Origin of the sequence: Bacillus sp. CCNWLW194 (assembly GCF_037120585.1) — a bacterium.
Classification (GTDB): domain Bacteria; phylum Bacillota; class Bacilli; order Bacillales; family Bacillaceae_G; genus Bacillus_A; species Bacillus_A basilensis.
Genome location: NZ_JBBBBL010000004.1, coordinates 267,780 through 292,004, shown reverse-complemented (window position 1 = coordinate 292,004; position 24,225 = coordinate 267,780). Strand labels below are relative to the sequence as shown.

Below are 24,225 nucleotides of genomic sequence, written 5' to 3'. Positions count from 1 at the left end.
GGTTTTTTTATGTCATTTTTACCAACAACGAATAAGTAGGATTCTTAGAATCTAAAATAAATGGAATATATAAAACAGGTAATTTAAAAAATTTATTAAAAAGGTGGATTCTTATTATGAGTGAAGCAGTATATGATGTTGTAACACAAAATATTATCAAAAAGTTAGAAGAAGGTACAATTCCTTGGAGAAAACCTTGGGTAGGCGAAGCGGTTGCAGTGAATTGGAAAACTCAAACCCCTTATCGTGGTATTAATCAATTTTTATTATCAAGTGGGGAATATGCAACGTATAAACAAATTAAAGAAGCAGGTGGAAGAATTAAAGAAGGAGAAGGTAAGAAATATAGTATCGCAGTATTATGGAAATGGATTAAGAAAAAGGGAAAGAAAGATGAAGAAAATGAAGAGGACACATATCCATTATTACGTTATTACAGAGTTTATGAAATTAATACGCAATGTGAGGGGTTAGAAAGTAAGAGAGTAAATGAATCTTTTGAGCATGACCCTGTAGCAGAAGCTGAAAAATTAATTGAAGACTTTATGAATAAACCAGATATGACTTATAATCCTGGCTCGGCATTCTATCGCCCATCAATGGATGTCGTAAATGTACCACCAATGAAACATTTTCCGAACGTAGATGGATTTTATTCTACATGTTTTCATGAATTGGTTCATTCAACAGGTCATAAAAGTCGTTTGAATCGACCAGGTATCGTAGAACAGGCTAACTTCGGTGATGAAGTATATTCCAAAGAGGAGCTTGTTGCTGAACTTGGTGCATCAATGTTATCTGCAATTGCAGGTATTGATAATAGTACATTTGAAAATAGTGCGTCATATTTAAAAGGATGGTTAGGAGCATTAAAAGGTGATTCTCGTTTAATTGTACAAGCAAGTGCCCAAGCACAAAAAGCTGTAGATTACATTCGAGGAATTAAATATGAAAATTAAGCCGAATCTTTGATTTGGCTTTTCTTACACACATTAAAAAGTTATGAAGATAACTTTTAAAAAGGGAGAAATAGAGAATGGAACAGTTCGTTGGAGCAAAGAGATTAAAACCACTAAATGATTTTATTTTTAAGAAGATTTTTGGTGAAAACACGGATAAAGACCTATTAATTGGATTCTTAAATTCAATTGTATCATTCCGTATTGAAGATATTGAAATAAGAGAAGAAAAGCTTACAAAGGAATCCTTAGTAGAAAAACAGGGAATTTTGGATATTAAAGCTATTACAAGTAAAAAGGAAAAGATTAATGTAGAGGTTCAATTGCTCAATCAGTATAATATGGTTCATCGAACTTTATTTTATTGGTCTAAACTATATACAGAAAACTTTAAGTCAGGACAAAACTTCAAAGAATTATCCAAAACAATTACCATCAATTTGTTAGGATTTGAAATGTTGGAGTTAGAAACATATCGTTCAACGTTCCATCTATATGAAGATACGCAGAAATGTATGTTAACTGATTTATTGGAAATTCATTTCATAGAATTGCCTAAGTTTGATAAAATAGAGAATAAAGATTATTCAAACCCACTTCACAGATGGTTACTGTTCTTAAAAGAGGATGTACCTACAGAGGAATTGGAGGTGTTACGAGAAATGGATGGATTAATTAGTAAAGCTGATAAAAAATTAAATTATCTGAGTGCAGACGATGAAGTAAAGAGAGAATATGAGTTACGAGAAAAACATTTATCAGATGAAAAGACTCGTATTGAAGGTGCGAAGGCAGAATCGAAAGAAGAAGGGATTAAAGAAGGTAAGGAAGCTAAAGCGATTGAAATGGCAAAAAAAATGTTGAAAAAGAATAAGTCAGTAGAAGAAATAGCAGAATTCACCGAATTAGATAAGGATTTCTTAGAAAAATTAAAACAGAATCTGGATTAATTACACTACCTACTCATTAAGCGAGTAGGTTTTTTTGTCTCTATCAATATATGGTAAAATAATGTAAAAAGGACGGTGTTGATAATTGGTGGATATAAATAATACAAATAAAGTACAAGAAGCCATAGAATTACTTAAAGAAGCGACTAATGTAACGGATATCACTGAACAAACTGGTCTCAAAAAAGAAACTATTACCCTATTAATGGATTCGGATGCAGAAATGATAGAAAGAGTTATAAATAGTTTCTTGAATGATGAGGGTTATGTATTAGAAGAACCTTTTATTAATGAATTGAAAAGGTCTATCGAATTAAGGGATAAATATTTATCTGACCAAAGAACACGGATAGAAGGTGCTTGGGAAGAAGGCATGAGAGTTGGTAAAGAACAAATGAAAATTAAAGTAGCAAAAAGCTTGTTGGCAGAAAATTGGTCATTAGAAGAAATATCAAAGTATATCAAATTAGAAATGGATGTTTTGAAAGAGTTGAAGAATGAATTGAATTGATGATGTCCTGAAAAATAACGAATTCTTTTAAAGAAGAGATACTATCTCTTCTTTTTTATTTCGTCTTTCAATAAAAAATAATTTACTAAATAGAATATATGTTATATACTATAGTCAATTAAAAAAACGAATCGAAATAAAAGGGGTTGTACATCAAATGGTAGTAAATCTTAGCAAATTAAAAAAAGGTGACAAAATTAATGGTGTGTTTTTATTAAAAAACATAAATGAATCTATTGCACAAAATAAGAATCCTTATTTTAAGTTTAACTTAGCAAATAAAACAGGTTCATTAGAAACGATTTGTTGGTCCATTACGGAAGAACTTCGTACTCTTTTTGAAAAAGATTTTCCAGTCGCTCATTTAACAGGTGTGGTTACAGAATATGGAGATAAATTACAAGTGAAACTATCAACGATTAAAGAAGCTACGGAATTTAATAAAGGTGATTTAGTTGAAACTGTTGCTATGGATGGAGATATCATTCGTGCTGAAATTGAATCAACAATTGAGAACATGAAAGATAAAGAGATTAAATTAATTACAAAGACAATCTTTGAACCATGTAAGGAAAAATTCTACGAACATGTTGCGGCCAAGAAATTTCACCATGAGGTAGTTGGTGGCTTGGGATATCATGTGTACACGATGTTATTATCAGCCAAACAATTAGCTAAAATATATGGAGCCAATGAAGACTTACTTTGTGCAAGTATTATTCTACATGATTTAGGGAAATTAATTGAAATTGAGAATCCCCTAAATCCCGCTTACTCAGTAGAAGGTAATTTACGAGGTCATATTGCTATTATGGATACAGCTATTCATAAAACAGTTGTAAAGCTTATTCAAGAAGAAAAGTTGGACAAGAACAGTGAAGTACCAATGCTACTATCACATATGGTTCTTAGTCATCATGGGCAATTGGAGTGGGGTTCACCTGTTGTACCAAAAGTAAAAGAGGCACTTTTACTACATTTTATTGATTCTATTGATGCGAAGATGTATCAGGTAAATAAACACTTACTAAGTGCTGAATCAGGGGCAATGTTTAACATTCCAGAAATGAGAATTGACTTCTATAAGCCTAAATACTGCTAAACAAATCATTAAGAAGGGTTCCTTTTAGGGACTCTTTCTTTTAGGGGGTATACATATGAGCAAACGGATTTCGCCAATGCAAGAGAAGATTTTAGCATTTGCAAAGAACCTTATAGATAATCCTGATAGTTATAAGCACCTATCTACAGTAGAGAGACAACAGTTATTTTCAATGAGTAAGTTATATGAATTAAGGAACCAAGCTGATGCAGAGGAAATAGATTCTATAGGTGATGCAATTTATTATATATCTGTGGATAAACAGATTTATTATCAGAACAAATTGTTATTTCAATTACTAAGAGAATTTTTAGGGGAAAAGAGTTTAAAGGATTCTTTACTAAAGAGCTCTGAATTATTATGTCTTGTTAAAGAAAAAGAATCAGAGTTGAATAATAGAATTCAATTACAAATGGAACATGTGGATGCTATGAGGAAGTTAGTAGAAACTTTTAAGCAAAATGAAAAGCAAGAAATCCAAGAATAGGAGATTTTGAGATATGAATAATCAATTGGTACTTATGCAAAATAATACTTTTTATGGATTAGTCGGAGAAGAAACAGAAGTTTATCTCAATGGTCATCCTATTTGTGTAGGAGATACTGTCAAAGTCATTTTAGAGCATAATGATGTAGAAATAGTAAATGTAGTCTTTCAAGAAAAACAAGCCTTCAAAGTGATGGGAATTCATTCTGCACCTATTGAAAAATTAAACATTGTTGAAATTTGTAAGAGCCATACCTCTCTACAAGCAGGTGACCATTTAAAGTTTCGATTAAGTGACATAACAACGCTTGGATATCCATTAGATGTTACTGTTGTTAAAACTTCAAATGAATGAAGAAGGAAGTGAGTCTTAATGGGATTTGTTAAAACGCAAATTTATTTTAGAGAAATGATGAATGCAATAGTTTTCCTACAAGATAAAGAAAAACGAGCAATTCAGAAAGATTTTCGAGAACAAGGTTTATTTATATCTTTCAAGGAAGCAGAAGCGATTTGGTATACATATGGGTTAAATCATAGTGATTCAATTTGGAAGTCGTATAAAGAAGAAAAACAAAACATGGATATTAAAGAACTTATGGATATTTATGTTGAAATGTCTGAAGTAGAAAAAGATAGGAAGAAAAAATTCAGAAAAACTATCTAAAAAATAGATAATATGGAGGATTAACCGAATGATACCCTTTAATTTAAAAGAAGATGATTATAAAAATCACCCATTGGACGGAAAATACGGAACTATCATAACAAATTCCATTTATGCGAATTGTCCTGTCACAATCGTTGATAACCATGAGGAAGTCATAAATGGGAAATATACAAAAACCCCTGCATTATGCTTATTACATTTATCAGAAGATGTAAGACAATACATGTCATTACGATTATTTGATGATTTCTTATACAAGAGCTTTGCTTTTGATAAATCACTTTATCGAATATATGAATATAAAAAAGAAACATTATCAGATGAAAAGATAATTGAGATATTAAAAACCGTTTTTTACCTTATTCAACCAACTTTACAAAGCCATTCATTAGTAGGTTCAAAAAGTAAACGATTAGAGGATGACCCTAACTATTATGAAGGTTATTATGTGTTAAATGATGAGGAAGAATATACAATTTTAAAATGCAGAGATTCATATAAATTCTATAAAGGTAGAAAGACATATTATCCAAATTGGGAAAATACACAAGATGAAGACCTTCTATATGAAGGGCTAATTAATTTTGATATTTACAAGATTTCTATCGAAGTAGAGCGATTAAGAGGACGTATTGTGAGATGTACGAATCAAATATTAGATGATGAGCAAGATGATTCTATTCAAAAATACAAGGATTTGAAAAAACAACTTGAAGCGTCTTTGAAAGAAGTTGTTAATCTATAAAAACGTTTAAAGACATAGAAGGAGAATTATGAAATGCAAAGTGAATTTTTAAAACAATCAACTGTTTTTGATACAGCAAAACTCTACCCAGGAATCCCTATTTATCTCATTGAACCAACTGGCAATATTGGGGAGCCTCAACGAGTATATAATTGCTTAATAAAAGCTGTTACTCCAACTGAACTTACAATTGTTCGCATTAATTACGATGATGAAGTAGAAGAGCACACATATCCTGTGGGCTATTTTGAGGGTGTTGGGGCAAGAAAGATAGAGTTTACTCCTAAAAGAGAAAAAGGAACACAATAATCTATTACTAAGAAGCGAAAAACGGATAATAACTTAATCGAAATCAATGAAAATTCATAAAGATAATTTAAAAAATGCTAATAGGAGGATATTAAAAATGAGCAAGAAGAACCTCTATCGAGATAAAAAAGAAGGGAAAATCCTTATATTAACATCTATAGGTCTTTCAGGGATTAGTGGGGAGTTTATAGATACTTTAGGTACTCCGTATCGTGCAGGTTTTGAGTATTTAGATTATATGGGGTGTATTTCAAAAAAAGAAGAAATCGAATTGTCTTATTTATATTTAGGCGGTTATCGTTATCTTACAAAAGAACAAGATGGGAAAGTAAAGCTATGGAGAAATCTTCCTAAACGCTTTAAATTAGCAAAAGGAAGCTTCTGGACAGTGCAAGAAGGAGTATCGTATGAAGGGGATTGGTGTCGTCCTACACACGGAGATTATAACTTTACGAAGTGGGAAGATGCTCCTATCGCTATTAATGAGATTGTAGATGTGAGAATGTATTAAATAATTGTAAATAAGCAATACATAATGTAAAAGCAGAGAACAAATGTTGTCTGCTTTTTTATATTAGATGCAAACTATTAATATAATGTATAGATAATATAAAACCAGGTATAAGAAATTATGATTTATAAAGGAGAACGTACAAATGAATAAATTAGGTAAATCTTTAACAAAAGCAGAGACTATAGAATTGCAATATTTTTATTTAAGTGGATGTCGATATATTACCAAGGGAGGGTTTAATTATACTTCCGTATGGAGAGTGAAACCAACATTACAAAAAAAAGATTCTTTCGATGTTTGGAGAGATGAATGTGATGTTCATCCAGAAGGTGAATTTGCGAAATTTGGAATGTATGAATCTATCACTTTAGAAGATGGACCAATCTTGATTTCAGATTTAGTAGATATTTCAGAGCTAAATGCATAGAAAATCACGCAAGATGTAAACTCTACTATTAAGGCTAATTATTACTTATTTGCACTAAAAGATAAAAAGTTCTCTCTTTAGAGAGCTTTTTCTTATAAAACAGTAAATTTATTAAGAAAAAATGCGTAAAATAGTCTATCAAATTTATGATTGGGGGAATGTATGTGTCTGACTATTTTCAGAGAAATATGATTGAAATTGTGAAAAATGAAGAAGTATATGAGTATCGTATAAAAGGGAATGTGCCACTTGCTATATATCCTATGATAATGCATATAATTGAATCCTGGTTATTGGATTATCGTTTTAAGGACAGAAAAGAAGCAGAAAGGGAGTTACGACCTTTTATAATGTGTTTAAAACAATATTCATTAAACACTAATGAAATAAAGAAATATTGTATGTACAACGGAATACCTTGGGCAGAGGATGAAGTTGAAAACAAAAATATATTATTAGAAATAGGGATTGAGTATGTAAAGGAAATAGACCTTTGGATTTTACCGAATCGTGTTTCAAAAAAAGAGATGTACTTGTTGTGCTCTTAATGGATAAAGTGCTTATAAAATTATTATGTTAACAAATAACGGATGGAGAAATATAACTTGGATGTTTACGTTCTTCATCGTGAATATTCAAATTTAAGAATATATTTTATTATTCCTTATAGCTGATTATATAAATAATAAAAGACACTGGAAACGAGCCAGTGTCTTTTTAGAGTTTATAACACTCCGTAATAATGTGAAACATTATATATTCTGTTATTTCCAGTTAAACCTTTATAGAAGTTGATGCTGTCTTTATACCAAGTTTTCTTTGAACTCTTATAGTGATATAAATTCCAACGAAGAGTGAAGTTATTCGAAGAAACTGCCCCCAATATTCCAGCCGCTACTGTTACTCCAGCCGTTTTACCAGGACTTTTCTTGAAAACTGTAGCAATAAGAATTGCTCCTAATGTGACTGCTGTAGCTGAAATGACATTAAATGAACCTTCGTCATAATACTTAAAGTCATAGACACCGCCACCTTTATCTGAACCAATAGTTAAATCATTAAGCTGTGGTGCCATAACTCTTTCTTTAGTAACTACATTGTTTGCAACCAATTGGCCATCAAGAGTAACTTCGCCTTTATTCATGTCATAAATGGCTACGTTTCGTTCCTCTCCTTCACCAAAAGCAAATTCTCGGATTCCTTTGTCTAAGTCCTCCTTGAATTCATAGTTGTAATCGACTCCTTCAAGTGTGAACGTTCCTTTATCACCAATATCATCATTGTTTTTTGGTGGAAGTGGGATAAAGTTTTTCTGAGATGAGGTGTTAGTTTGGTTATGAATATTTCCAACATTTTCTTCTGCACTCGCAACAGTTGTAAAGCTTCCCAAAAGCAAAGTAGCGACAGTAGTGTTAGCTAATATTTTCTTTATTTTCAAATTAATACCTCCCTTTCAATTAACACTATACAATATCTTCCAGTATTAATCTACCATTTTTTTGGAATTTTTTAAATAATTTGTTATAATTGGTTTAGTAATAGTAAAGGAGGGACTTAAATGAACGAGAAGATTATTAAGCGAATTCACTATATAAGTTTAGTAGCAATAATATTGTTGATTATTCCTTCTGGTCTAAATCCATTTTATTTTAGTATTTTCTTTTTAGTTTTAGGAGTGAATATGATTAATGGAGGATTAGGAGTCTATGAGCAGTCGAAGAAGAAGCATATCGTTCCGATAATATGTGGAGTAGTTGCAATAGGGTTTGGAATATATAGATTAGTCTTCTGATAGTTGATGCAGAGTATTTTAAAATTTAAATACTCTGCATTTTTTGTAGTTATCACAGGTGATTTATATGGTCTTTTATTTCAAGAATATATAAAATTTCACATACCGTAATTGTAATAAAAAAATAAACAATAGCAATAAGCTTACAATTTCTTGCTTTGTGTTACAATGAATAAATAAATTTACAGTTTATTATACATAGGGGGCTTGATTTTTAATGAGTACCGAAAACTTTGATTTTGAAACAGAATTTAAAAAAGCAACTGCTTCTTTAAATGGTGAGGCATCCGCATCTGTGTTAACATTTGCTCAAATGGGTGTGTTTATTAAAAGTGGCATAAAAGATATGGAAGACGCACGAGAATCTATTATGGAAGAACTTCAGGACATGCTTGATTCTTTTACATATACACAATTAATGACTTTATACATGATGGGAATGCAATTTAAAAGAGATTATGATTCAGCTTTAATAAGAAAAAACAATAGAGAAAAAAGAGAAATAACTATTGCAAATAAAGAAACTGAGATTAAAGAAAAAACTATTTACGATGAAGGATATAATAATGGAGTAATAGAAGGAATTGAACGTGGAAAAAAAGAAGTGGAAGCAAAACAAACTGAAATTGGTTTTAAAACGGCATATGAAAAAGGATACAAAGAAGGATTTCAAAAAGGAAAAGAACTACGCATTAAAGAACTAAAAAAAATGAGAGAATGGGAGTGATTTGCATGAATAAAAAGAGGGAGGAAACAATGAAGAAAATTGAAAATATAGTTGAGCCTTTCGATGGAGAAATTCAAGCCTCTTTACTTATGCAAACTTATATGAATGTGTTTATTAATAAGGGATTGGATGATTCTTTTCAAGGAAGAGAAGCACTAAAAGAAAAGATTCAACGACTTATTGATGATTTGTCTTTTTACAAACTATTGTCTATTCTTCCTCTTATTGTGAATATGTCTAATAATCTTGAAGAATCATTGACCAAAAGACAAGCGGTTGACGATAACCAATCTGCTTTAGAAGAAAAACTATTACATAACCTTGTATCTTCAGGGATAAATGGAAGTTATGAGGATGGCTATAGAAAAGGAATGGAAGATTTCAAAAGCATGTTTGCAGAAACAGAGCTGAAGAAAGAATTTAAATTTGCTTATCAAAAAGGTTACCAAGAGGGATTAGAAAATAATCGTGCGTATCAAAAAGGAATAAGAGAGGGGGAACGTTTACAAAGCAAACAAAAAAAGAATCTGTATGAAGAGGCGTATAATGATGGTTTTGAAAAAGGGAAAGAGCTTCGTATAAGAGAGCTTAAAAAAATGCGGGGATGGGAGTAGGGAATTATAAGATATGAGAGAATAATGGGATTATAAAAAAGACAAGTAACTAATTACTTGTCTTCAATAGCCAAATTATCTTTACTAAGCCCTTTTAGTTCTTTTCCACATAATAAAGTTTTAACATTCATTATAATATCGCTCCTTTTTGTTTTGAATTTATATTTCCTTATATTATGACCTAAAGGTATAAAACGCCAAATGGAACCTCTGCAATTACTTCATCTTCTTCTAATAAAGCATTAATAACATCCGAATAATTCCATTCTTCCGCTTCGTTTTGTATTTTCGTTTTAATAACCTTTGCTTTTTCTTTTAATTCCTCTAAATCTGTATCAACTTTCACCAGTAATACTGCCTGAACATCTAAAGTTTCCTCATCAGCAAGTAAAAATGTTTTGTTCATTATAAATCTCTCCTCATTTAGTTAATTATTTTAAATACCTGTTTTATAGAAATCTATATATTATATGGTGTTTCTGAGTATATATAATAAATTCCCCTTATCGAACGTTTCTTTTTTATGACATGTAGCTGTAGCAAATATAATACTACATACGAAAATATGACCATGAAAGGAAGGGATATGTTATGTACTGGATACTCAACACTGAAGAAGAAGTAAATGAAGTAAAAACACTATTGAATATATTGAACGACTATACACAAAAAATGAAAAATGCAGGTGAGAAATCGCTTAAACAAAAGATAAAGCAGGACTTTAAAAAAGAATTGAAAGATAGGGGACCAGTTTTGATATTTGATTTAATAAACAGGATTGGCAATCAACTGCATATACCTATTGCTGTATATCGTAAAGTAGCGAGTAAAAATAAAGACAAAACAACATTGAATAGAAAATTAGCCTATGAATATGCAAAAAAACTAATTCGTGACACTGCGGTAGAGAATGCAGAAACACAAGAGTTAGAAATGAAAGATATGAATAAAGAAGAATTAATCGTTATGACTACTTTTATCTACATGTTTTATGACATAGACAATATAAAAGAGTCCATTAAAGATGCAAAAGAAGTTGCAATGATAACAGTAAAAAGGAAATTTGAAGCAACATGGAAAACAAAGTTGTATTGGAAGTTTAATTTACTTGATATTTTGGAGGACCTTAAACAAAAAAATAAATAAATAAATAAATAAACTATTAAAGAACAATAGGGCATATTTGATGGTTAAATAGAAAACTCCTTTCGAGTTATGAACATAACTTAAAGAAGGGTTGATAATTAATAGAAAAAAGAACAGTGTGAATACTGTTCTTTTATTGTTGCTTATTTTTTCATAAGAAGAGAGAAATACTCTACTACCTGTAATCCATCTGTTTTACTTTCTTTTCCTCTACGAATAAACTTATGTGGTCGCAAATTCGTTATATCTGTAAGACATGTTATAAGCATCCACTCTGTAAATGAAAGTTTAAATTGTAATAGATTTTCAAATATATTCACTTCCGTATACGCAATCAATACAATAGCTGTTAGTAATGTAAAGATTACACCACCTAAAGATATAATGATTTGTTTTAATGGATGCGTATTCTTAGGTACATCATATCTGCATCTTCCTTTGAAGCCCCAAGAAAGTGTGAATTTTTTAATTCGAAATATATTTTTACCTGAACCCATTTCAAATTCTGCAATTGTTCCTTTATTTAGCAATACCATACACGCATGACCTAATTCATGAATAAATGTAGTGAGGTACAAAGCTGTTAAACCTTTTATGAAACATAATACGCCTAAAAATACATACATCATATAAAATCTCCTCCTAAATTCAATTCGTTTCGAATACCTATTTTTATACATTCTTATATTATATAACAGGAATGTTATTCTAATAAATCTAACGTTAAAAAACATATCGCTCTAAAAAGAAAAAAAGAGTAAGATTGAGACAGGAAATGATTGAAAAATGTTTTAATTTAGCAAAGAAAATGCCTGTAGAAGATGAACATTTACAAGCTATTGCAGGTATATTAACTGCTACTGACAAATTCATTGATGAAGGTTATGCTCAACAAATAAGGGAGTGGATAAAAATGACGAAAGTAGGTCGAATTATCGAAGAAGAAAAAGAGCGATTAAGAGTGGAAACGAGAGCTGAATCTATAGGAAATACGTTACGAGTTCTTACTCTATTTCAGCAAGGGAAAAATATTGAGCAAATTGCTCATCAGTTAGAACTTAGTAATGATGTTGTGAAAGAAATCGTAACAACAATAAGAAACATCCCTAAATAAACAATGAACCCCGTATCTATATGTGTACGGGGTTTTTATTTTGATATTAAACGTACTCTTGTTTAAATTTAGAAATACACAAATAAATTCAAAACTAAATTTAATATTGAATTTAAACCTAAATTAAGTGTTGTTTTCCATTCTATTTATGTGATACTATGTAATTATCATATGGAACGGAGATGGAATCATGAAAATACCTAACCTACATCAATTAATTATCAGTCTAACGGATTTTAAAAAGAAAATAACAGATATCATTAACAAGAAGGAAACGAAAGTCATTATGAAGAATAACGAGCCAATTGCTGTATTTATGCCGTATTCCGAATATCATTCAATGGATAATCAGATAAAATCAACAGGAGAAGATATTACATTGCCAAACGGGGTACAGATTAAGGTAGTGGTTGATACTAAAGGAGACGATATTTTTAGAGATACTATTACTATTAAGACGTATATAAAAATGAGAACTTCAGGAGAGTACAAATTACATTTTACTCAACATTTAAGTGCTCCCGATGCAGAATCTAATTTAACGAGCGAAGAATACATAGCTTATACAGATGAGAAATATAACAACAAAGATAATTAGTCATTATTCTAACGAAAACAGGGAGAATCTATTGTAGGTTCTCTTTTTTTATTTCATCTCTATAATATAATGGACTTTTCTTTCACTCAGATGAGTAATACAATTGTAAGTAGTATATTGAAATGTACACCTTTTATAACTTAAACTTTTGATTAATAAAGTAGCTCTGTTCGAGAAAAGTCACTATAATGAATATAGGGAAGTGCAATATGACAGTAAGATTAAAACCACTAAATGATGTTATTTTTAAGAAGCTTTTTGGGGAAGAAGATAGTTTAGATTTTTTAGAGGGTTTTTTAACAGCCTTGTTAGGATTTGAAGTAACTGACTTACTTATAGAATCAGAAAAATTAAGTATCGAAAATATTAACGACAAACAAGGAATTCTTGATATCAAGGCTACTATGTCTCAAACAAATGAAAAAATTAATATTGAAGTCCAATTATCGAATCAACACAATATGATTGAAAGAACTCTGTTTTATTGGTCGAAACTCTATACAGAAAACTTTAAAAAGGGCGAAGATTATACTACTTTAACAAAAACCATAGCAATTAATATTCTTAATTTCGATATGCTACCAATCAATAATTTTCATTCCAAGTATCAATTATTTGAGAGTCAAGAAAAAACACTTCTTACAGAGCTATTAGAAATTCATTTCATTGAGTATCCTAAGTTTAAGAAGTATACTGCTGACTTGAATAATAACCTTCATAGATGGCTACTCTTTTTACAAGAAGATGTTCCTGCGAAAACTTTAGAGGAGGTAATTGAAATGGATAAAACGATTGCCAAAGCTGAAAGCAAATTAAAACGTTTGAGTGCAGATGAGGAAACAAAACGGATGTATGATTTGCGTGAAAAATTCCTCTCTGATACTAAAACTCAAATTAATGGAGAAAAGAGAGAAATAGCAAAAAAACTCTTAAAAAAATATAAAGCCATGTCAATAAGTGATGTTGCTGAAATGACAGATTTACCAATTGACCAAATTGAACGATTAGAAAGAGAAGTTCGACCATAAGACAAAAAAGGGAATCTATTGTAGATTCTCTTTTTTTATTTCAAAATTACAATTATATTTTTATTAACTATAGTAAATAAATGTGTTATTATGTAGTTACTCAATGTAAAGAAGAGGTACCAATGAGCAGTGTACAATGAGACATGATTGAATACCATGCTCAAACAGCCGTAGCAATTCAAGATTTCATGTAGGAAGGAAAACCTTTTAAGAGCAAAAAGAAAGAACATACTGCGAAAAAATACTCACTATAATATAGATAAGTATTGTATTAATTTCAATAGTAATTATAGAAGAAAGGAAGTTGAGGGCAATGATTGAATTTATAGGAGAGGCAATAGGACAACTTTTTCTTTTAATCCCTTCCAAGAAACAAAAAATATTTAAGAAAAAGTTTAAAATATTAAAACAAAAGGAGTGGTTCAAAAATAAATACAGCTCAGGAATTTTATTTGATAATCAGGTTAAAGAGTTTATTGTTAATTATGATATTGATAACATGATAAAAAGTGATTCGGAAATTGAAATATTTAAGAAAAAACTGGATGAATTATTATTAAAAAATGATGTTAGATAGTGTTTATATAGATGTTATTAGAATAAAATATTTGAATTTTAACCCTAAATCACTAAAAAAGCGAAATTAATGTTATTAAAAGCATTTACATGTTTTGATATGTATAGAAAGAGTATTTAATATAAACTATATGTTATTGTAATTAATATTTTTTAAATGTAGCCTGTTTAATAAAAAAAACTAATTGTTATTTCAAAGTTTCAGTATAATGTCAAATTTTATTTTGAAAAGAACTTTCTGTTATTAAAATTTCGGGTCATTTACTACAAAACTTTTTTTAAAAAGAACTTCCTGTTATTGAAACACCAGGCTTGTTAGATATCATCTATAAAAAAACTAAATGTTATTAAAATTTATTAGACCCAACAGTTCTCTCTCCATTCCATTTGTGAAATCGAGTATGGGCTGTTTTTTAATTTTTCTTCATCCCAATCTTTATGCTCTGACAGCCATTGTTCACCTAATGCAAATAGAGCATCAATATCACCTTTAGAACGTGCTTCTAATGTACATAGACCTGTTGTACCACGTTCATATAATTGAACCGTGTAATAGCCAAAATATTGACTCACATAGCAATATACATCCCGGTTTACTTTTTGGTACACATTAAACGTTGATGTATAGTACCATCCTTCTTTTTCTGAGATTCCAAAATAAAACATCCGTAAAAACCCCTTTATTTACTAAATTCTATACGTTATTTTACCAACAAGAAAGATAGAGAACAAGACATTTGTTGACTTGAGGTAAAATATATTTTACTATAAATGTGTAATACATAGACAGGGGTTGTATTTGATTGATGAAAATTTCAATAGAAAAACTAACCGACTTTGCAAAAGAATTCTTGAGAAAAGAATATGATATTTCTTTTGTGATAAATATCGAAATATCGAAAAGAATGACTCGTAGATTCGGAATTTTTTATGGTGAAATAAACGAGTATACAGGAGAACGTACTCCGAAAGTGATTCGGTTATCTGAGAATCTACTCTTATATCATGAGAAAGAAACGATTTTGGATATTTTGAGGCACGAATTGATTCATTATGCCTGTTTTGTAAATGGAAAGCCTTATACAGATAGTAGTCCTTACTTCAAACAAGAGCTACAACGATTAGGTGTTTTGGAATCAAAGAAATATCCTTACAAAGGAATTGTTTATTATTATGAATGCCAAAAATGTGGGTACTCTTTTTTTCACCGAATGAAGCATTTTGAAAAGAATTATCTGCATAATCATTGCAATGGACAATTTCGTTTTGTAGGGGAAGGCATCTTAAAATAGAATTGATTATTAATAGAGAATAGAGGGGAAAGACATGAAATTTTCGGTAGAAGAATTAACAGAAATTGCAAAAGACTTTTTACAAAAAGAATATGGACTTCCATTAACCGTAAATATTGAAATTAGTTCTAAAATGACAACTACTTTCGGAACGTTTTATATTAAAAGTGTAAAAGAGAGAATTCCTAAAGTAATTCGACTGTCTAAAAATTTTGTAACTTATCAAGAAAAAGATGTTATTATTGACGTTTTAAAACATGAATTGGTTCATTTTGCTTGTTTTATGCAAGGAAAACCATATAAAGATAAAGATGCGTATTTTAAACAAGAATTAGCAAGAGTTGGCTCTGCAAGAACTGGAACATATACATTCAAAGGAGAAAGAAAAAGAAAAGTGTATTCCTATGAGTGTAAAAAATGCGGGGAAACCATACAAGCTCGAATAAAAGGGTACGAAAAAAAGTATATTCATAGAAATTGTCATGGAGAATTCAAGTTTACTGGAGAGGTCATAGGGGCTTAAATGTATTGAACCATATAATTCTTATAAACGCTCATGATTTATAAACCGAAATAGGAGGATGCACAATGGATTTTAAGGGGTTTAAAAGTAAATTAGTGGGGCAGTTAAAAGACTGTTTTAAACGTGTGGAAGCAAATACCTCTCAAAAGAATGAAAACAAGAAAGAGAAGGAAGGAATTTGATATGTCATTCGGAATTCATACGGGACTATCAATAAAAAAAGTAGGTTCATTAGAAGAATGTGTCTCTATCTTAAAAGGGTTACAAGTCATGCAAGCTTTTGAAGTCATAGAAACAGGTCTGGACGTGGCATTAAGGATTCTTTATCCTGGGGAGCACTTAACTATTGAAGACAATAAAGGAAAAGAAATCAAAGTTAGTAAACTTACACAAAAAAGAGGGCGTTATTCATGACAACAACTACATTTTTCCAACGAGAACAAAAACCGATTCGTGGTCTGAATGAAGAACAATTAAAAGAAGCTTTTATGCTCTATGAAGAAAAAGTGGCCAATGATATTTTTAGCGAAATCGCTTTAGAATATGGAGTTGAATTTAATGATGAAAAAACTAAAGACTTTTTACAAGTCTTTATTAATAAAGCAATGACACAAGGAATGGAATTAGCGGGTAATCCTTCTTTAGTTACGGACTACTATAAAGTGCAGAAACAGATTGAAACAGATAATAGACGTGGGGTAATTGATGTAACGGATGATACATTCTATCCATGTGGCATAGGGGAACACTGGCTAACTCTTTCAATTATATTAAAGAGGAAATACAATCATCTACATGAGGCATTTATTCAGCTTATGCATTTACATAAAGGAGGGGTAGGTCAGTTCAATGGTATTACAAGAGAGTATTTAGATGAATTCATTATAAAAACCTTTCAGTTTGTCGGTGAATTGCAACCTATTCAGGAACATATAGCAGATGCTCGTTAACCATCTGTATTTGCTTAAAAAGAGAAGGGAAGTGTAATCTTATGAATACAAAATTAAAAGAAGGACAAGTTGTAACATCTGATGATTTCATTAAAGGTAATACTAAAGATGGCATTATATATGTTGGTCATTATAGTAATGAATGGGTTTATGAAAAGTTTTTAGGAAAATATGATTTTGTACATGGAGAGCCCAATAACGATGAATCTCGTGGTCAAAGACAATACCTAATATTGAATGTAACAGAATCTCTACCTTATTTTACGGTTGGAAATCGAACAGCTTCCTATGAAAATCGAATTCTTGCAATTGAATTAAATGATGATGGTACATACGATGAAAATAATCAAAAAATCTCCTTCACAACTGCGGGATGTTTTACAGGAGCAATTAAGGAAGATAGCATAAAAATTGTAGCAGAAATGAAAAAGGTTTATGTTAGACAATAATTATAGATTTTACAAATAAGCTCTCTAATAGGGCTTATTTTTATTGTATTATGCATATAATACGAGGATATAATAAAACAGGTATTGATTAAAATCAATTAATTAAAAGGGAGAGAGTTAATATGGAAAACACTTATTGGAATAAAAATGGTAAACATCAAAAGGAAGTTGAAAAGCTTAATAAATTATTGCCGAGTAATGGCATGACTAAAAATATGTATATGAACTTATTTATTACAGTCGCTAATGTTTACTATGATGTGTACAATAATGATGGATGTAATCTTGCAGATTGCTATGAGGATGATATAAGAGAATATATTATGCCTTTTGCAGATGACATTAAATCCTTACGATTAAATGTTCAAATGAAAACATTGATTAGGAACTTCAAGAACGAAACGAAATTAGAGCGATTTATGGATGAAGTAATTCTATATTTAGAGGATAAAGATTTAAATTTTGAAATGCTTCAAGTATTCTTTAGTAATGAAAAAGAAGAGTTATCAAAGAATATGAAAGAAGGGTTTTCAGATGTAACTTTTGGTCTACAAGAAGATTACGATGATTGGGTAAATCATCGAGTAGTCAATTGGAAATTCACATGGGTAGAATAAGTTATGAAATAAGCTCTTTATAGGGCTTATTTTTTTATTTATTATATAATAAGAACAGATAATTAACAGACAGGTATTCATTAAAACTAATGAGTGAGCAAAAAGGGAGAGAGTTCATATGAAAAACATTTACTGGAACGGAAATGGTAAATGTCAAAAGCAATTAAATATATATGATGGATTAAAACCAAACATTGGCATAACATTAAATAAATATATGAATTTATTTATAACTGCATCAAATGTGTATTATGATGTCCATAAAAATGATGGATGTAATCTTTTAACTTACTATGATGAAAAAATAGAAAAATATATTATACCATTCGCTAATGACATTCAGTTTTTACAATCAAATGTTCCAATAGACCTGCTAATTAAAAACTTTAAAAATAAAAAGCAATTAGAAGCATTTATGGATGAAGTTATCTTATATTTACAGGATAAAGATTTAACTTACAAAAAATATAGCGTATTTTCCCATTATCAAAATAAAGAACTATGTAAAGAAGCAAAAGAAGGGTTTCAAGAAATCTCTTTTGGAAATGAAAACAATTATAATAATTGGGTGAACCACAGAGTCACAAACATGCAGTATATATTCGTAAAATAAATTGAGGATATTATATGCAATACATAATTATCTACTATCAAAAACATTTAGACCTCTTGTTGAGGTCTTTTTTATATACAAAGCATAAATTCAACCATCGTTTAATAATCAACTTCACAAACAAACAATCCAAGGTCAAATATTTGCATGTTTGATAATTTTATCGAAATCCTAAAAATATAAGATAAAAGAGTTTATAGTCAGAAGAAGGAGAGTTTTTGATGATTTTTACCGATTTTTTATTTATGGTGAAAACGTAACTTTTCGGAATAAATAACCGCAAATCTCATTAAGTAAAGAATACTTATCATTTTGAGACGACAAAAAAAAGACACCGAAATGAATCAATGTCTTAATTTTGCAATGCTTGATATTTATATTTCTGGCACAACGGAATTATTTGATTATATAAAATCCCTTTATACTTCTGCAATTCACCTTCAAAAACATGAACGCCCCATAATGTTTTATTTATAGCATTATTTACAATTGCACAATCGCCCCTTAAAAAATCCGTATGAATAAATCGTTCTCCTCCAGTAAATGATTTAAAGCCTAATACAATTAAACTCAAAACTGCCTGATTTGGAATACGAATAACATACCTTACATTCAGATAACTTAGCGTTGTGTATGCACAATTTAATTCAACAATTGTTCCTTCTGGTAGTTCTCCAAATAAATTCTTGTTTAAAAATATATGAAACTTTTCAAATGCCTCGACTGAAACGTCTGCATCTTCCGATAATTTCTCTTTAAAATTTATCATTATAAAATCCTCCGGTGTTTATACTTAAAATGAATCAATCTCTTTTAAAGTAAAATAATGTTTGATTTAAGAGACACAAACGCTTTACCATTATCAGGAGTATAACCATCTATATTATAAAGATACTGCTCTAATATCTTTCCATCTATTGACATAGTTTGCTCTCCAATAATCTCAACTCTATTATCGCTAAAAATTGAAAAACCTTCCTTTACTTCTTCATACATTTTAACCTGTAAAATTTTCGATTCGTCTTCTTTTACTTGGTTATAAGCTGTATTTGTCATCTGCTTTTCTCTCCTCTACCTTGTTCGTTTTTTATGCATAAAAATGAAGAAAACCCTTAATATATCAATGTTGTTCTATGGAAAAGTTCACAACTTCATCTTCGAAGGCATCTAAGATTTCTCCTGAAGATAATTGAATTTTATACATTCTGCCAACATCTTCAAAGTCAGCTTCTTCCTCTGTTAACATTCTTAAAACAGTAAATGGTTTTCCATTATGCTTTAGTAAATCACTTTGTGTTGTTTTAAATCCTTTTGCGAAATATGTAGAATCTATTCGAGCTTGCTGAACAAATTCATTTTCTGGAATATGATATTCTTCAAGCTTCTTCATGTTATTTAAGCCAATAATAAAATACGCATGTTTTTGATAATCAGTTTCAATTACTTCTAATCGCTCTCGAATTTCTTTTTCAGTTAACAATCGAACAGTTTCCTCATTTACCACTAATCCTCCGAATTCTGCATCTGTTTCATCATCAAATACATGAATTTTTTTGTCATTAGCATGTAAAGAACTCTCAATATCCGTAATAAGTCCAATATTTTCTCCATTTGTTGTTACGAATTGTAATTTTTTTAAGTTTGTCATTTTAGTCTCTCCCTGTATATACGAATTTGAAATTCACCTATCATTTATAAATCTACTTATTATAGTAGGACGACAAGACCAATATTCATGTTAAAAACACCCTTCTAAGTAAATTATATTTTACAATATTTAATTATTGTTGTAAACTATAGTTAATAAAAAAGAGGTGATAGAGCGTGAGTAAAGAAATTGTTCTATACAGAAAATATGGTGTGTTTTCTCTTTCTTCTGAAGCTGTGCAATGGTTAATGAAAGAACGAAAGTGGTCTTGTACCACTTTTACCGAGGAACATAAACCTTTGGATGCTAATGCAGATATTATTTATAAGGCTCCCGAAACAAAATTTGGCTATGCAAAAGAAGGCTATCATATTAACTGGTTTAAGCACGAAACAGATGATATTCCTTTCCGTACAAATACAGATGTCATTGATGCCATCAAAACCCTTGGGGCAGATGCCAGTAATGACTATGATTATTTATTAGAAGAAAAAACGAATCCGTTTAAAATTGTGGCTATTCCTACTGGATGTCGTTGGAGAATTAAATGTCATGATGGTTTTGAAACGATTGCTATTCAACAAGAAATGGAGTATTAAACATGATTCAAATACTGTATGCTTATAAGCAATTCATAAGTATCCAATACCCTTTCTTAATGTGGCTTATTTATGGAGTACAAAACATATTGCTCTTTTTATTTATAACTGACATTAATTTAAAACGTATTACATCATCCAATAAAGTGCGGATTTTATTAATGATGGGCTGTGTCTTTTTTACTATTATGCTTCTACCCTTAGGAATGAAATGAGATGAGATTATGGAAACAGATACACAATATAGAGTCATGGAAGAAACAAAAATAGAAAAAATAATTATTGAAGATAACTTATCTTATATGAATGCACTCGATTCCCTTTCAAAGATAAGTGTTCAATTTCCTGAAAGACGATTTTATATGGAGCCATCTTCAAATATTGTGAATCTACACATACAGGTCGGGAATATACCGAATTTAAAGGATGGTAGAACCTTTGACCAAAGTATAAAAACAACGTATCATTTACTTGATATGCGAATGATGGATGAATTACTAAAACAAATGAACACGAATACACTTCAAGTTGGTGACCAATTGGAGATTCAAATAAAAATTAATCGTAAGTAATTCTAATTAAACTATAACAATAACTCTCTTTCAGAAAGGATTATGACATGATTCAATTAAATACTTCTACACAAGAATTCTTAGAACAATACGCACCTTATTTAAAGGTTCGTAAAGATAAAATAATGATTAAATCTCGTGAAGGGAATGTAACAGTTCCATCTAAGCTGTATCCCCTCACAAACAAGCGTACAATCGCCTTCTTCTGCTTCTCTAATACAAAACCATTAACACCTGAAGTCGAGCATTTTGAGACGATTAAGAAGGTTTTTGATGAACAAGAGCTAATGACTGGATATTGCTATCGAAATACAGAACGAGTATATGCAGGGCTTTTAGAAGCGGGTATTCCCCAAGAAGATGTAAAAACATATGTAGGTTGGCTTTTATCAGGAAGTCGCCCTGTTCATCACTGTTGGTTAGTCTATAAGGATGAATATCTATTTGATGGAAGTACCTTTATTGCAGACTTGCAAGCACGAGAAATGATTCATGAACAAAAAATTACTGACATGCAAAAACAACGAGAATTACTAACTGAACTTATGATAGAGAATATGAAACGACCTAATTCCGAGACAAGAGCATTCGGAAAAGCTCTTCCAACCTATGAATATGTCGGGACTGTCTGTGTGCCAAACGATGGCCGTAAAATTTACAATGACCTAATTGATGCACATCCAAACCATCCTTCTTATAATCAATCAGGGCAAAATCCACATGGAGCATCAAAAACACAGGAAATGTTGTACAGTAAGCTAAAGAAATAAGCAATTTAACCAATTAATCATAAGAAAGAGACATTTATCGGTTGATTCTCAATACAAATGTCTCTTTCTTTATCTAATGAGGTGCAATATGAAGATTTGTGCAATATGTAAAGGTAATTATACGGATAAGGAATCAAAAACTCGTCTGTGTAAATTCTGTAAAGCCTGTAAAGCAAAACGAAATAATTCAATCTTGAAAAAATAAGGAGTTAAGAAACATGGAACAAAAACGTTTTATGCTATTTGCTTTTAATAAAAGTTTCCCTTCTGGTGGATTCGATGATTTTTTATTTGCATTTAGTACAGTAGCAGAATTTGAAGTGAAAATGAACGAATGGATTCAGAAATTTGATTTTTATCATATTGTAGACACGAAAGATTTAAAACAGCATGAGCTTTATGACGAAGGCGATGTAAATGGTTGGTATGGTGATAGTTCTGCTTCCACTGAATTATTAAAAGAGAAATTAACGAAATTACTAAAGAAACTATAAGATACATAGAAATGAGGTAGTTCTACTATGGAATGCAATGAAAAAGAATTAAACACTCTACTGGTAACCTGGGAATCATTTATTGATAAAACTGCAAAAAGAATCGGTGAAAACCACGGTTATTCTGTAGAATGCAGTACACAAGAAGCCCTTCCACAAATAGTTATTCAAGAGATTTATCGGAGAATTTGGAAAGACTATGCTATTAAGGACGTTCATATTGTAAGCTTCCATTGTAAAACCTGTGAAGAAAATGATAAAAATAGACCTTTCCATATGGATACAAATAGCGTTTTAGACCCAAAGGAAAATGACTTGAGTCATTGGGAAACTAATCGCTTACAAGAAATGAAGACGCATGTGAATGAAATTGAGGAATCAATTAAAGATATTACCCCTTCTTCTGATGCTGAAGATAGAAATCATGCTTTTAAGCTTTATAACGTATTATACAGAATAAAAGATAATAGAGGTTACTATTCTTTTGTTCAGATAGATAAAGCTTTTTATTCCAAAATGAGAGCCTTGCAAATCCCTAAAATTGAAGAACTACTAAACGATGCAGAAGACTTATATGAAGTAATTCCTAACCTTAAACAAGGTTACATGCATCCGACAAACAAACCAAGTAATACGAAGTAAATAGCCTATTAAATATCATTACCACACGATTCATAAGATGTGATATGATTTTATGAGAAATTGAACACTTACATTGTCCAAACCTATAATATAAGGATTACAATAAATTAGGTATTAAAAAAATGAATTAAAAAAGAGAGAACATTAGCAAGAGCAGGATATATTCTTGCTCTTGTTTTTTTATTTGTTAGATAGAAAGGAGTTTGATTATGGCTAATAACGATATATTTGAGTCCATGGAACAAGTAAAAGAATATGCCAAAGAACTAAAGAAGCAGGCTCCACCAAATACGGATGAGGATTTTATTGATTTACTATTAGGTTTATATCAAGGTGGAGATGCAGTGCATGTAGATAGTATTGGACTAATAGATAAAAGCATTGCCCCTATTGTTCAATCTTTAAATCAAAAAGGATTTCAAACATTATCTTCTTGTTCAGGAATAAAATCAGAACATACTCATGCTAAGTTTAGCTTTGCTCCTGTTTTGGTGTTCAAGGAAACTGAAGATATAGAAAGAAAAAAACGTGTTCAATCAGTTGCTACAAATTTAAAACTTAATTTTCATGATAATGTCGATTGCTATTTACAAAAAGGTTATCGAGTAGAGTTACCCTCAGATATGGATGATGACAAATTACTATCACTTTGGAAAGAGTTATATGTAAAACTTATTTCTGAAGGTGATGAAGTTTAAAATCTTCATATATAGACTAAAATGAAGTTAATTTTATTAAAAGTGGTTCAAGTCAAAAAAGACACTCAACTGAGTGTCTTTTCTTAAAC

General features: G+C 30.3%; 40 protein-coding genes. 33 read left to right on the top strand and 7 right to left on the bottom strand.

What is annotated here, in order from left to right; genetic code table 11:
• The first annotated feature begins 116 nt into the window (after positions 1-116).
• The 12 genes from V7S50_RS11180 (at position 117) to V7S50_RS11125 (ending at position 7,222) form a co-directional block, all read left to right on the top strand.
• On the top strand, positions 117-959 hold the full coding sequence (locus tag V7S50_RS11180) for an ArdC family protein (protein WP_319790851.1): 843 nt from the start codon (positions 117-119) through the stop codon (positions 957-959).
• Between the two features lie 77 nt (positions 960-1,036).
• Complete coding sequence (locus tag V7S50_RS11175) at positions 1,037-1,909, top strand: Rpn family recombination-promoting nuclease/putative transposase (RefSeq protein ID WP_336376405.1); 873 nt, start codon at positions 1,037-1,039, stop codon at positions 1,907-1,909.
• A gap of 88 nt (positions 1,910-1,997) precedes the next feature.
• The gene (locus V7S50_RS11170) at positions 1,998-2,420 is read left to right on the top strand and encodes a hypothetical protein (protein WP_336376406.1); all 423 of its coding nucleotides are present in this window, start codon (positions 1,998-2,000) and stop codon (positions 2,418-2,420) included.
• Between the two features lie 157 nt (positions 2,421-2,577).
• Positions 2,578-3,522: a 3'-5' exoribonuclease YhaM family protein gene (locus V7S50_RS11165; RefSeq protein ID WP_336376407.1), complete on the top strand. Its 945-nt coding sequence runs from the start codon at positions 2,578-2,580 to the stop codon at positions 3,520-3,522.
• A 55-nt stretch (positions 3,523-3,577) separates the two neighbouring features.
• A complete protein-coding gene (locus tag V7S50_RS11160; protein WP_336376408.1) occupies positions 3,578-4,009 on the top strand; it encodes a hypothetical protein in 432 nt (143 codons plus the stop codon).
• Between the two features lie 13 nt (positions 4,010-4,022).
• The gene (locus tag V7S50_RS11155; protein WP_336376409.1) at positions 4,023-4,364 is read left to right on the top strand and encodes a hypothetical protein; all 342 of its coding nucleotides are present in this window, start codon (positions 4,023-4,025) and stop codon (positions 4,362-4,364) included.
• A gap of 18 nt (positions 4,365-4,382) precedes the next feature.
• Positions 4,383-4,676 (top strand): hypothetical protein, encoded by a 294-nt coding sequence (locus tag V7S50_RS11150; RefSeq protein WP_086878081.1) that lies wholly within the window; start codon positions 4,383-4,385, stop codon positions 4,674-4,676.
• 28 nt (positions 4,677-4,704) lie between these two features.
• Positions 4,705-5,424 carry a hypothetical protein gene (locus V7S50_RS11145; RefSeq protein WP_336376410.1) on the top strand — a complete coding sequence of 240 codons (720 nt, stop codon included), beginning with the start codon at positions 4,705-4,707 and terminating at the stop codon, positions 5,422-5,424.
• Between the two features lie 33 nt (positions 5,425-5,457).
• On the top strand, positions 5,458-5,733 hold the full coding sequence (locus V7S50_RS11140) for a hypothetical protein (RefSeq protein WP_336376411.1): 276 nt from the start codon (positions 5,458-5,460) through the stop codon (positions 5,731-5,733).
• 97 nt (positions 5,734-5,830) lie between these two features.
• Complete coding sequence (locus V7S50_RS11135; protein ID WP_336376412.1) at positions 5,831-6,244, top strand: hypothetical protein; 414 nt, start codon at positions 5,831-5,833, stop codon at positions 6,242-6,244.
• A 145-nt stretch (positions 6,245-6,389) separates the two neighbouring features.
• Complete coding sequence (locus tag V7S50_RS11130; protein ID WP_336376413.1) at positions 6,390-6,674, top strand: hypothetical protein; 285 nt, start codon at positions 6,390-6,392, stop codon at positions 6,672-6,674.
• A 158-nt stretch (positions 6,675-6,832) separates the two neighbouring features.
• Entirely contained in the window at positions 6,833-7,222 is a 390-nt protein-coding gene (locus V7S50_RS11125; RefSeq protein WP_242299049.1) for a hypothetical protein, read from the top strand.
• 176 nt (positions 7,223-7,398) lie between these two features.
• On the opposite strand, the gene V7S50_RS11120 is transcribed toward V7S50_RS11125, so the two are convergent.
• Entirely contained in the window at positions 7,399-8,112 is a 714-nt protein-coding gene (locus V7S50_RS11120) for a hypothetical protein (RefSeq protein ID WP_086877139.1), read from the bottom strand.
• 120 nt (positions 8,113-8,232) lie between these two features.
• Here V7S50_RS11120 and V7S50_RS11115 point away from each other — a divergent pair, with 120 nt between their 5' ends.
• The 3 genes from V7S50_RS11115 (at position 8,233) to V7S50_RS11105 (ending at position 9,807) form a co-directional block, all read left to right on the top strand.
• Positions 8,233-8,466: a hypothetical protein gene (locus V7S50_RS11115; protein WP_061662462.1), complete on the top strand. Its 234-nt coding sequence runs from the start codon at positions 8,233-8,235 to the stop codon at positions 8,464-8,466.
• A gap of 217 nt (positions 8,467-8,683) precedes the next feature.
• Complete coding sequence (locus V7S50_RS11110) at positions 8,684-9,193, top strand: hypothetical protein (RefSeq protein ID WP_336376415.1); 510 nt, start codon at positions 8,684-8,686, stop codon at positions 9,191-9,193.
• Positions 9,194-9,222: 29 nt separating this feature from the next.
• Positions 9,223-9,807, top strand: a complete 585-nt coding sequence (locus tag V7S50_RS11105) for a hypothetical protein (RefSeq protein ID WP_336376416.1) — start codon at positions 9,223-9,225, stop codon at positions 9,805-9,807.
• A gap of 181 nt (positions 9,808-9,988) precedes the next feature.
• On the opposite strand, the gene V7S50_RS11100 is transcribed toward V7S50_RS11105, so the two are convergent.
• A complete protein-coding gene (locus tag V7S50_RS11100) occupies positions 9,989-10,213 on the bottom strand; it encodes a hypothetical protein (RefSeq protein WP_336376417.1) in 225 nt (74 codons plus the stop codon).
• Between the two features lie 185 nt (positions 10,214-10,398).
• Between V7S50_RS11100 and V7S50_RS11095 the strand changes: the two genes are divergently transcribed.
• Positions 10,399-10,953: a hypothetical protein gene (locus tag V7S50_RS11095; RefSeq protein ID WP_336376418.1), complete on the top strand. Its 555-nt coding sequence runs from the start codon at positions 10,399-10,401 to the stop codon at positions 10,951-10,953.
• A gap of 143 nt (positions 10,954-11,096) precedes the next feature.
• On the opposite strand, the gene V7S50_RS11090 is transcribed toward V7S50_RS11095, so the two are convergent.
• Entirely contained in the window at positions 11,097-11,582 is a 486-nt protein-coding gene (locus V7S50_RS11090) for a site-2 protease family protein (RefSeq protein ID WP_242299044.1), read from the bottom strand.
• Between the two features lie 146 nt (positions 11,583-11,728).
• On the opposite strand from V7S50_RS11090, the gene V7S50_RS11085 reads away from it, so the two are divergent.
• From V7S50_RS11085 to V7S50_RS11070, 4 genes are all read left to right on the top strand, one after another.
• Positions 11,729-12,067 (top strand): hypothetical protein, encoded by a 339-nt coding sequence (locus V7S50_RS11085; RefSeq protein ID WP_336376419.1) that lies wholly within the window; start codon positions 11,729-11,731, stop codon positions 12,065-12,067.
• A gap of 190 nt (positions 12,068-12,257) precedes the next feature.
• Positions 12,258-12,665 carry a type II toxin-antitoxin system Phd/YefM family antitoxin gene (locus tag V7S50_RS11080; protein ID WP_336376420.1) on the top strand — a complete coding sequence of 136 codons (408 nt, stop codon included), beginning with the start codon at positions 12,258-12,260 and terminating at the stop codon, positions 12,663-12,665.
• A gap of 209 nt (positions 12,666-12,874) precedes the next feature.
• On the top strand, positions 12,875-13,693 hold the full coding sequence (locus V7S50_RS11075; RefSeq protein ID WP_061662470.1) for an Rpn family recombination-promoting nuclease/putative transposase: 819 nt from the start codon (positions 12,875-12,877) through the stop codon (positions 13,691-13,693).
• 313 nt (positions 13,694-14,006) lie between these two features.
• Positions 14,007-14,270 (top strand): hypothetical protein, encoded by a 264-nt coding sequence (locus V7S50_RS11070; protein ID WP_242289258.1) that lies wholly within the window; start codon positions 14,007-14,009, stop codon positions 14,268-14,270.
• Positions 14,271-14,626: 356 nt separating this feature from the next.
• Here V7S50_RS11070 and V7S50_RS11065 read toward each other — a convergent pair whose 3' ends face one another.
• The gene (locus V7S50_RS11065; protein ID WP_336376421.1) at positions 14,627-14,935 is read right to left on the bottom strand and encodes a hypothetical protein; all 309 of its coding nucleotides are present in this window, start codon (positions 14,933-14,935) and stop codon (positions 14,627-14,629) included.
• A 140-nt stretch (positions 14,936-15,075) separates the two neighbouring features.
• Between V7S50_RS11065 and V7S50_RS11060 the strand changes: the two genes are divergently transcribed.
• From V7S50_RS11060 to V7S50_RS11030, 7 genes are all read left to right on the top strand, one after another.
• Complete coding sequence (locus V7S50_RS11060) at positions 15,076-15,561, top strand: SprT-like domain-containing protein (RefSeq protein ID WP_336376429.1); 486 nt, start codon at positions 15,076-15,078, stop codon at positions 15,559-15,561.
• A 34-nt stretch (positions 15,562-15,595) separates the two neighbouring features.
• The gene (locus V7S50_RS11055) at positions 15,596-16,084 is read left to right on the top strand and encodes a SprT-like domain-containing protein (RefSeq protein ID WP_336376422.1); all 489 of its coding nucleotides are present in this window, start codon (positions 15,596-15,598) and stop codon (positions 16,082-16,084) included.
• A 183-nt stretch (positions 16,085-16,267) separates the two neighbouring features.
• Positions 16,268-16,498, top strand: a complete 231-nt coding sequence (locus V7S50_RS11050; RefSeq protein WP_336376902.1) for a hypothetical protein — start codon at positions 16,268-16,270, stop codon at positions 16,496-16,498.
• Positions 16,495-17,034 (top strand): hypothetical protein, encoded by a 540-nt coding sequence (locus tag V7S50_RS11045; protein ID WP_336376424.1) that lies wholly within the window; start codon positions 16,495-16,497, stop codon positions 17,032-17,034. Before V7S50_RS11050 ends, V7S50_RS11045 begins: the two co-directional genes overlap by 4 nt.
• Before the next feature lie 41 nt (positions 17,035-17,075).
• Positions 17,076-17,483 (top strand): hypothetical protein, encoded by a 408-nt coding sequence (locus tag V7S50_RS11040; RefSeq protein ID WP_336376425.1) that lies wholly within the window; start codon positions 17,076-17,078, stop codon positions 17,481-17,483.
• Positions 17,484-17,605: 122 nt separating this feature from the next.
• Positions 17,606-18,100, top strand: a complete 495-nt coding sequence (locus V7S50_RS11035; RefSeq protein ID WP_336376901.1) for a hypothetical protein — start codon at positions 17,606-17,608, stop codon at positions 18,098-18,100.
• Between the two features lie 118 nt (positions 18,101-18,218).
• On the top strand, positions 18,219-18,713 hold the full coding sequence (locus tag V7S50_RS11030; protein ID WP_336375989.1) for a hypothetical protein: 495 nt from the start codon (positions 18,219-18,221) through the stop codon (positions 18,711-18,713).
• A 352-nt stretch (positions 18,714-19,065) separates the two neighbouring features.
• Here the strand turns inward: V7S50_RS11030 and V7S50_RS11025 are convergent, their stop codons facing one another.
• From V7S50_RS11025 to V7S50_RS11015, 3 genes are all read right to left on the bottom strand, one after another.
• Positions 19,066-19,482 carry a hypothetical protein gene (locus V7S50_RS11025; protein WP_336375990.1) on the bottom strand — a complete coding sequence of 139 codons (417 nt, stop codon included), beginning with the start codon at positions 19,480-19,482 and terminating at the stop codon, positions 19,066-19,068.
• A gap of 44 nt (positions 19,483-19,526) precedes the next feature.
• The gene (locus V7S50_RS11020) at positions 19,527-19,769 is read right to left on the bottom strand and encodes a hypothetical protein (protein WP_336375991.1); all 243 of its coding nucleotides are present in this window, start codon (positions 19,767-19,769) and stop codon (positions 19,527-19,529) included.
• A gap of 64 nt (positions 19,770-19,833) precedes the next feature.
• On the bottom strand, positions 19,834-20,361 hold the full coding sequence (locus tag V7S50_RS11015; RefSeq protein WP_336375992.1) for a hypothetical protein: 528 nt from the start codon (positions 20,359-20,361) through the stop codon (positions 19,834-19,836).
• A gap of 176 nt (positions 20,362-20,537) precedes the next feature.
• On the opposite strand from V7S50_RS11015, the gene V7S50_RS11010 reads away from it, so the two are divergent.
• The 6 genes from V7S50_RS11010 to V7S50_RS10985 all read left to right on the top strand — a co-directional run bounded on the left by V7S50_RS11010 (position 20,538) and on the right by V7S50_RS10985 (position 24,136).
• Positions 20,538-20,960, top strand: coding sequence for a hypothetical protein (locus V7S50_RS11010; RefSeq protein ID WP_336375993.1), 423 nt, complete (start codon positions 20,538-20,540; stop codon positions 20,958-20,960).
• A gap of 224 nt (positions 20,961-21,184) precedes the next feature.
• The gene (locus V7S50_RS11005) at positions 21,185-21,532 is read left to right on the top strand and encodes a hypothetical protein (RefSeq protein ID WP_336375994.1); all 348 of its coding nucleotides are present in this window, start codon (positions 21,185-21,187) and stop codon (positions 21,530-21,532) included.
• Positions 21,533-21,579: 47 nt separating this feature from the next.
• Complete coding sequence (locus tag V7S50_RS11000; RefSeq protein WP_336375995.1) at positions 21,580-22,302, top strand: hypothetical protein; 723 nt, start codon at positions 21,580-21,582, stop codon at positions 22,300-22,302.
• Between the two features lie 218 nt (positions 22,303-22,520).
• Positions 22,521-22,796, top strand: coding sequence for a hypothetical protein (locus V7S50_RS10995; RefSeq protein ID WP_242306323.1), 276 nt, complete (start codon positions 22,521-22,523; stop codon positions 22,794-22,796).
• Positions 22,797-22,823: 27 nt separating this feature from the next.
• The gene (locus V7S50_RS10990; RefSeq protein ID WP_336375996.1) at positions 22,824-23,438 is read left to right on the top strand and encodes a hypothetical protein; all 615 of its coding nucleotides are present in this window, start codon (positions 22,824-22,826) and stop codon (positions 23,436-23,438) included.
• Between the two features lie 209 nt (positions 23,439-23,647).
• Complete coding sequence (locus tag V7S50_RS10985) at positions 23,648-24,136, top strand: hypothetical protein (protein WP_336375997.1); 489 nt, start codon at positions 23,648-23,650, stop codon at positions 24,134-24,136.
• Positions 24,137-24,225: the final 89 nt, after the last annotated feature.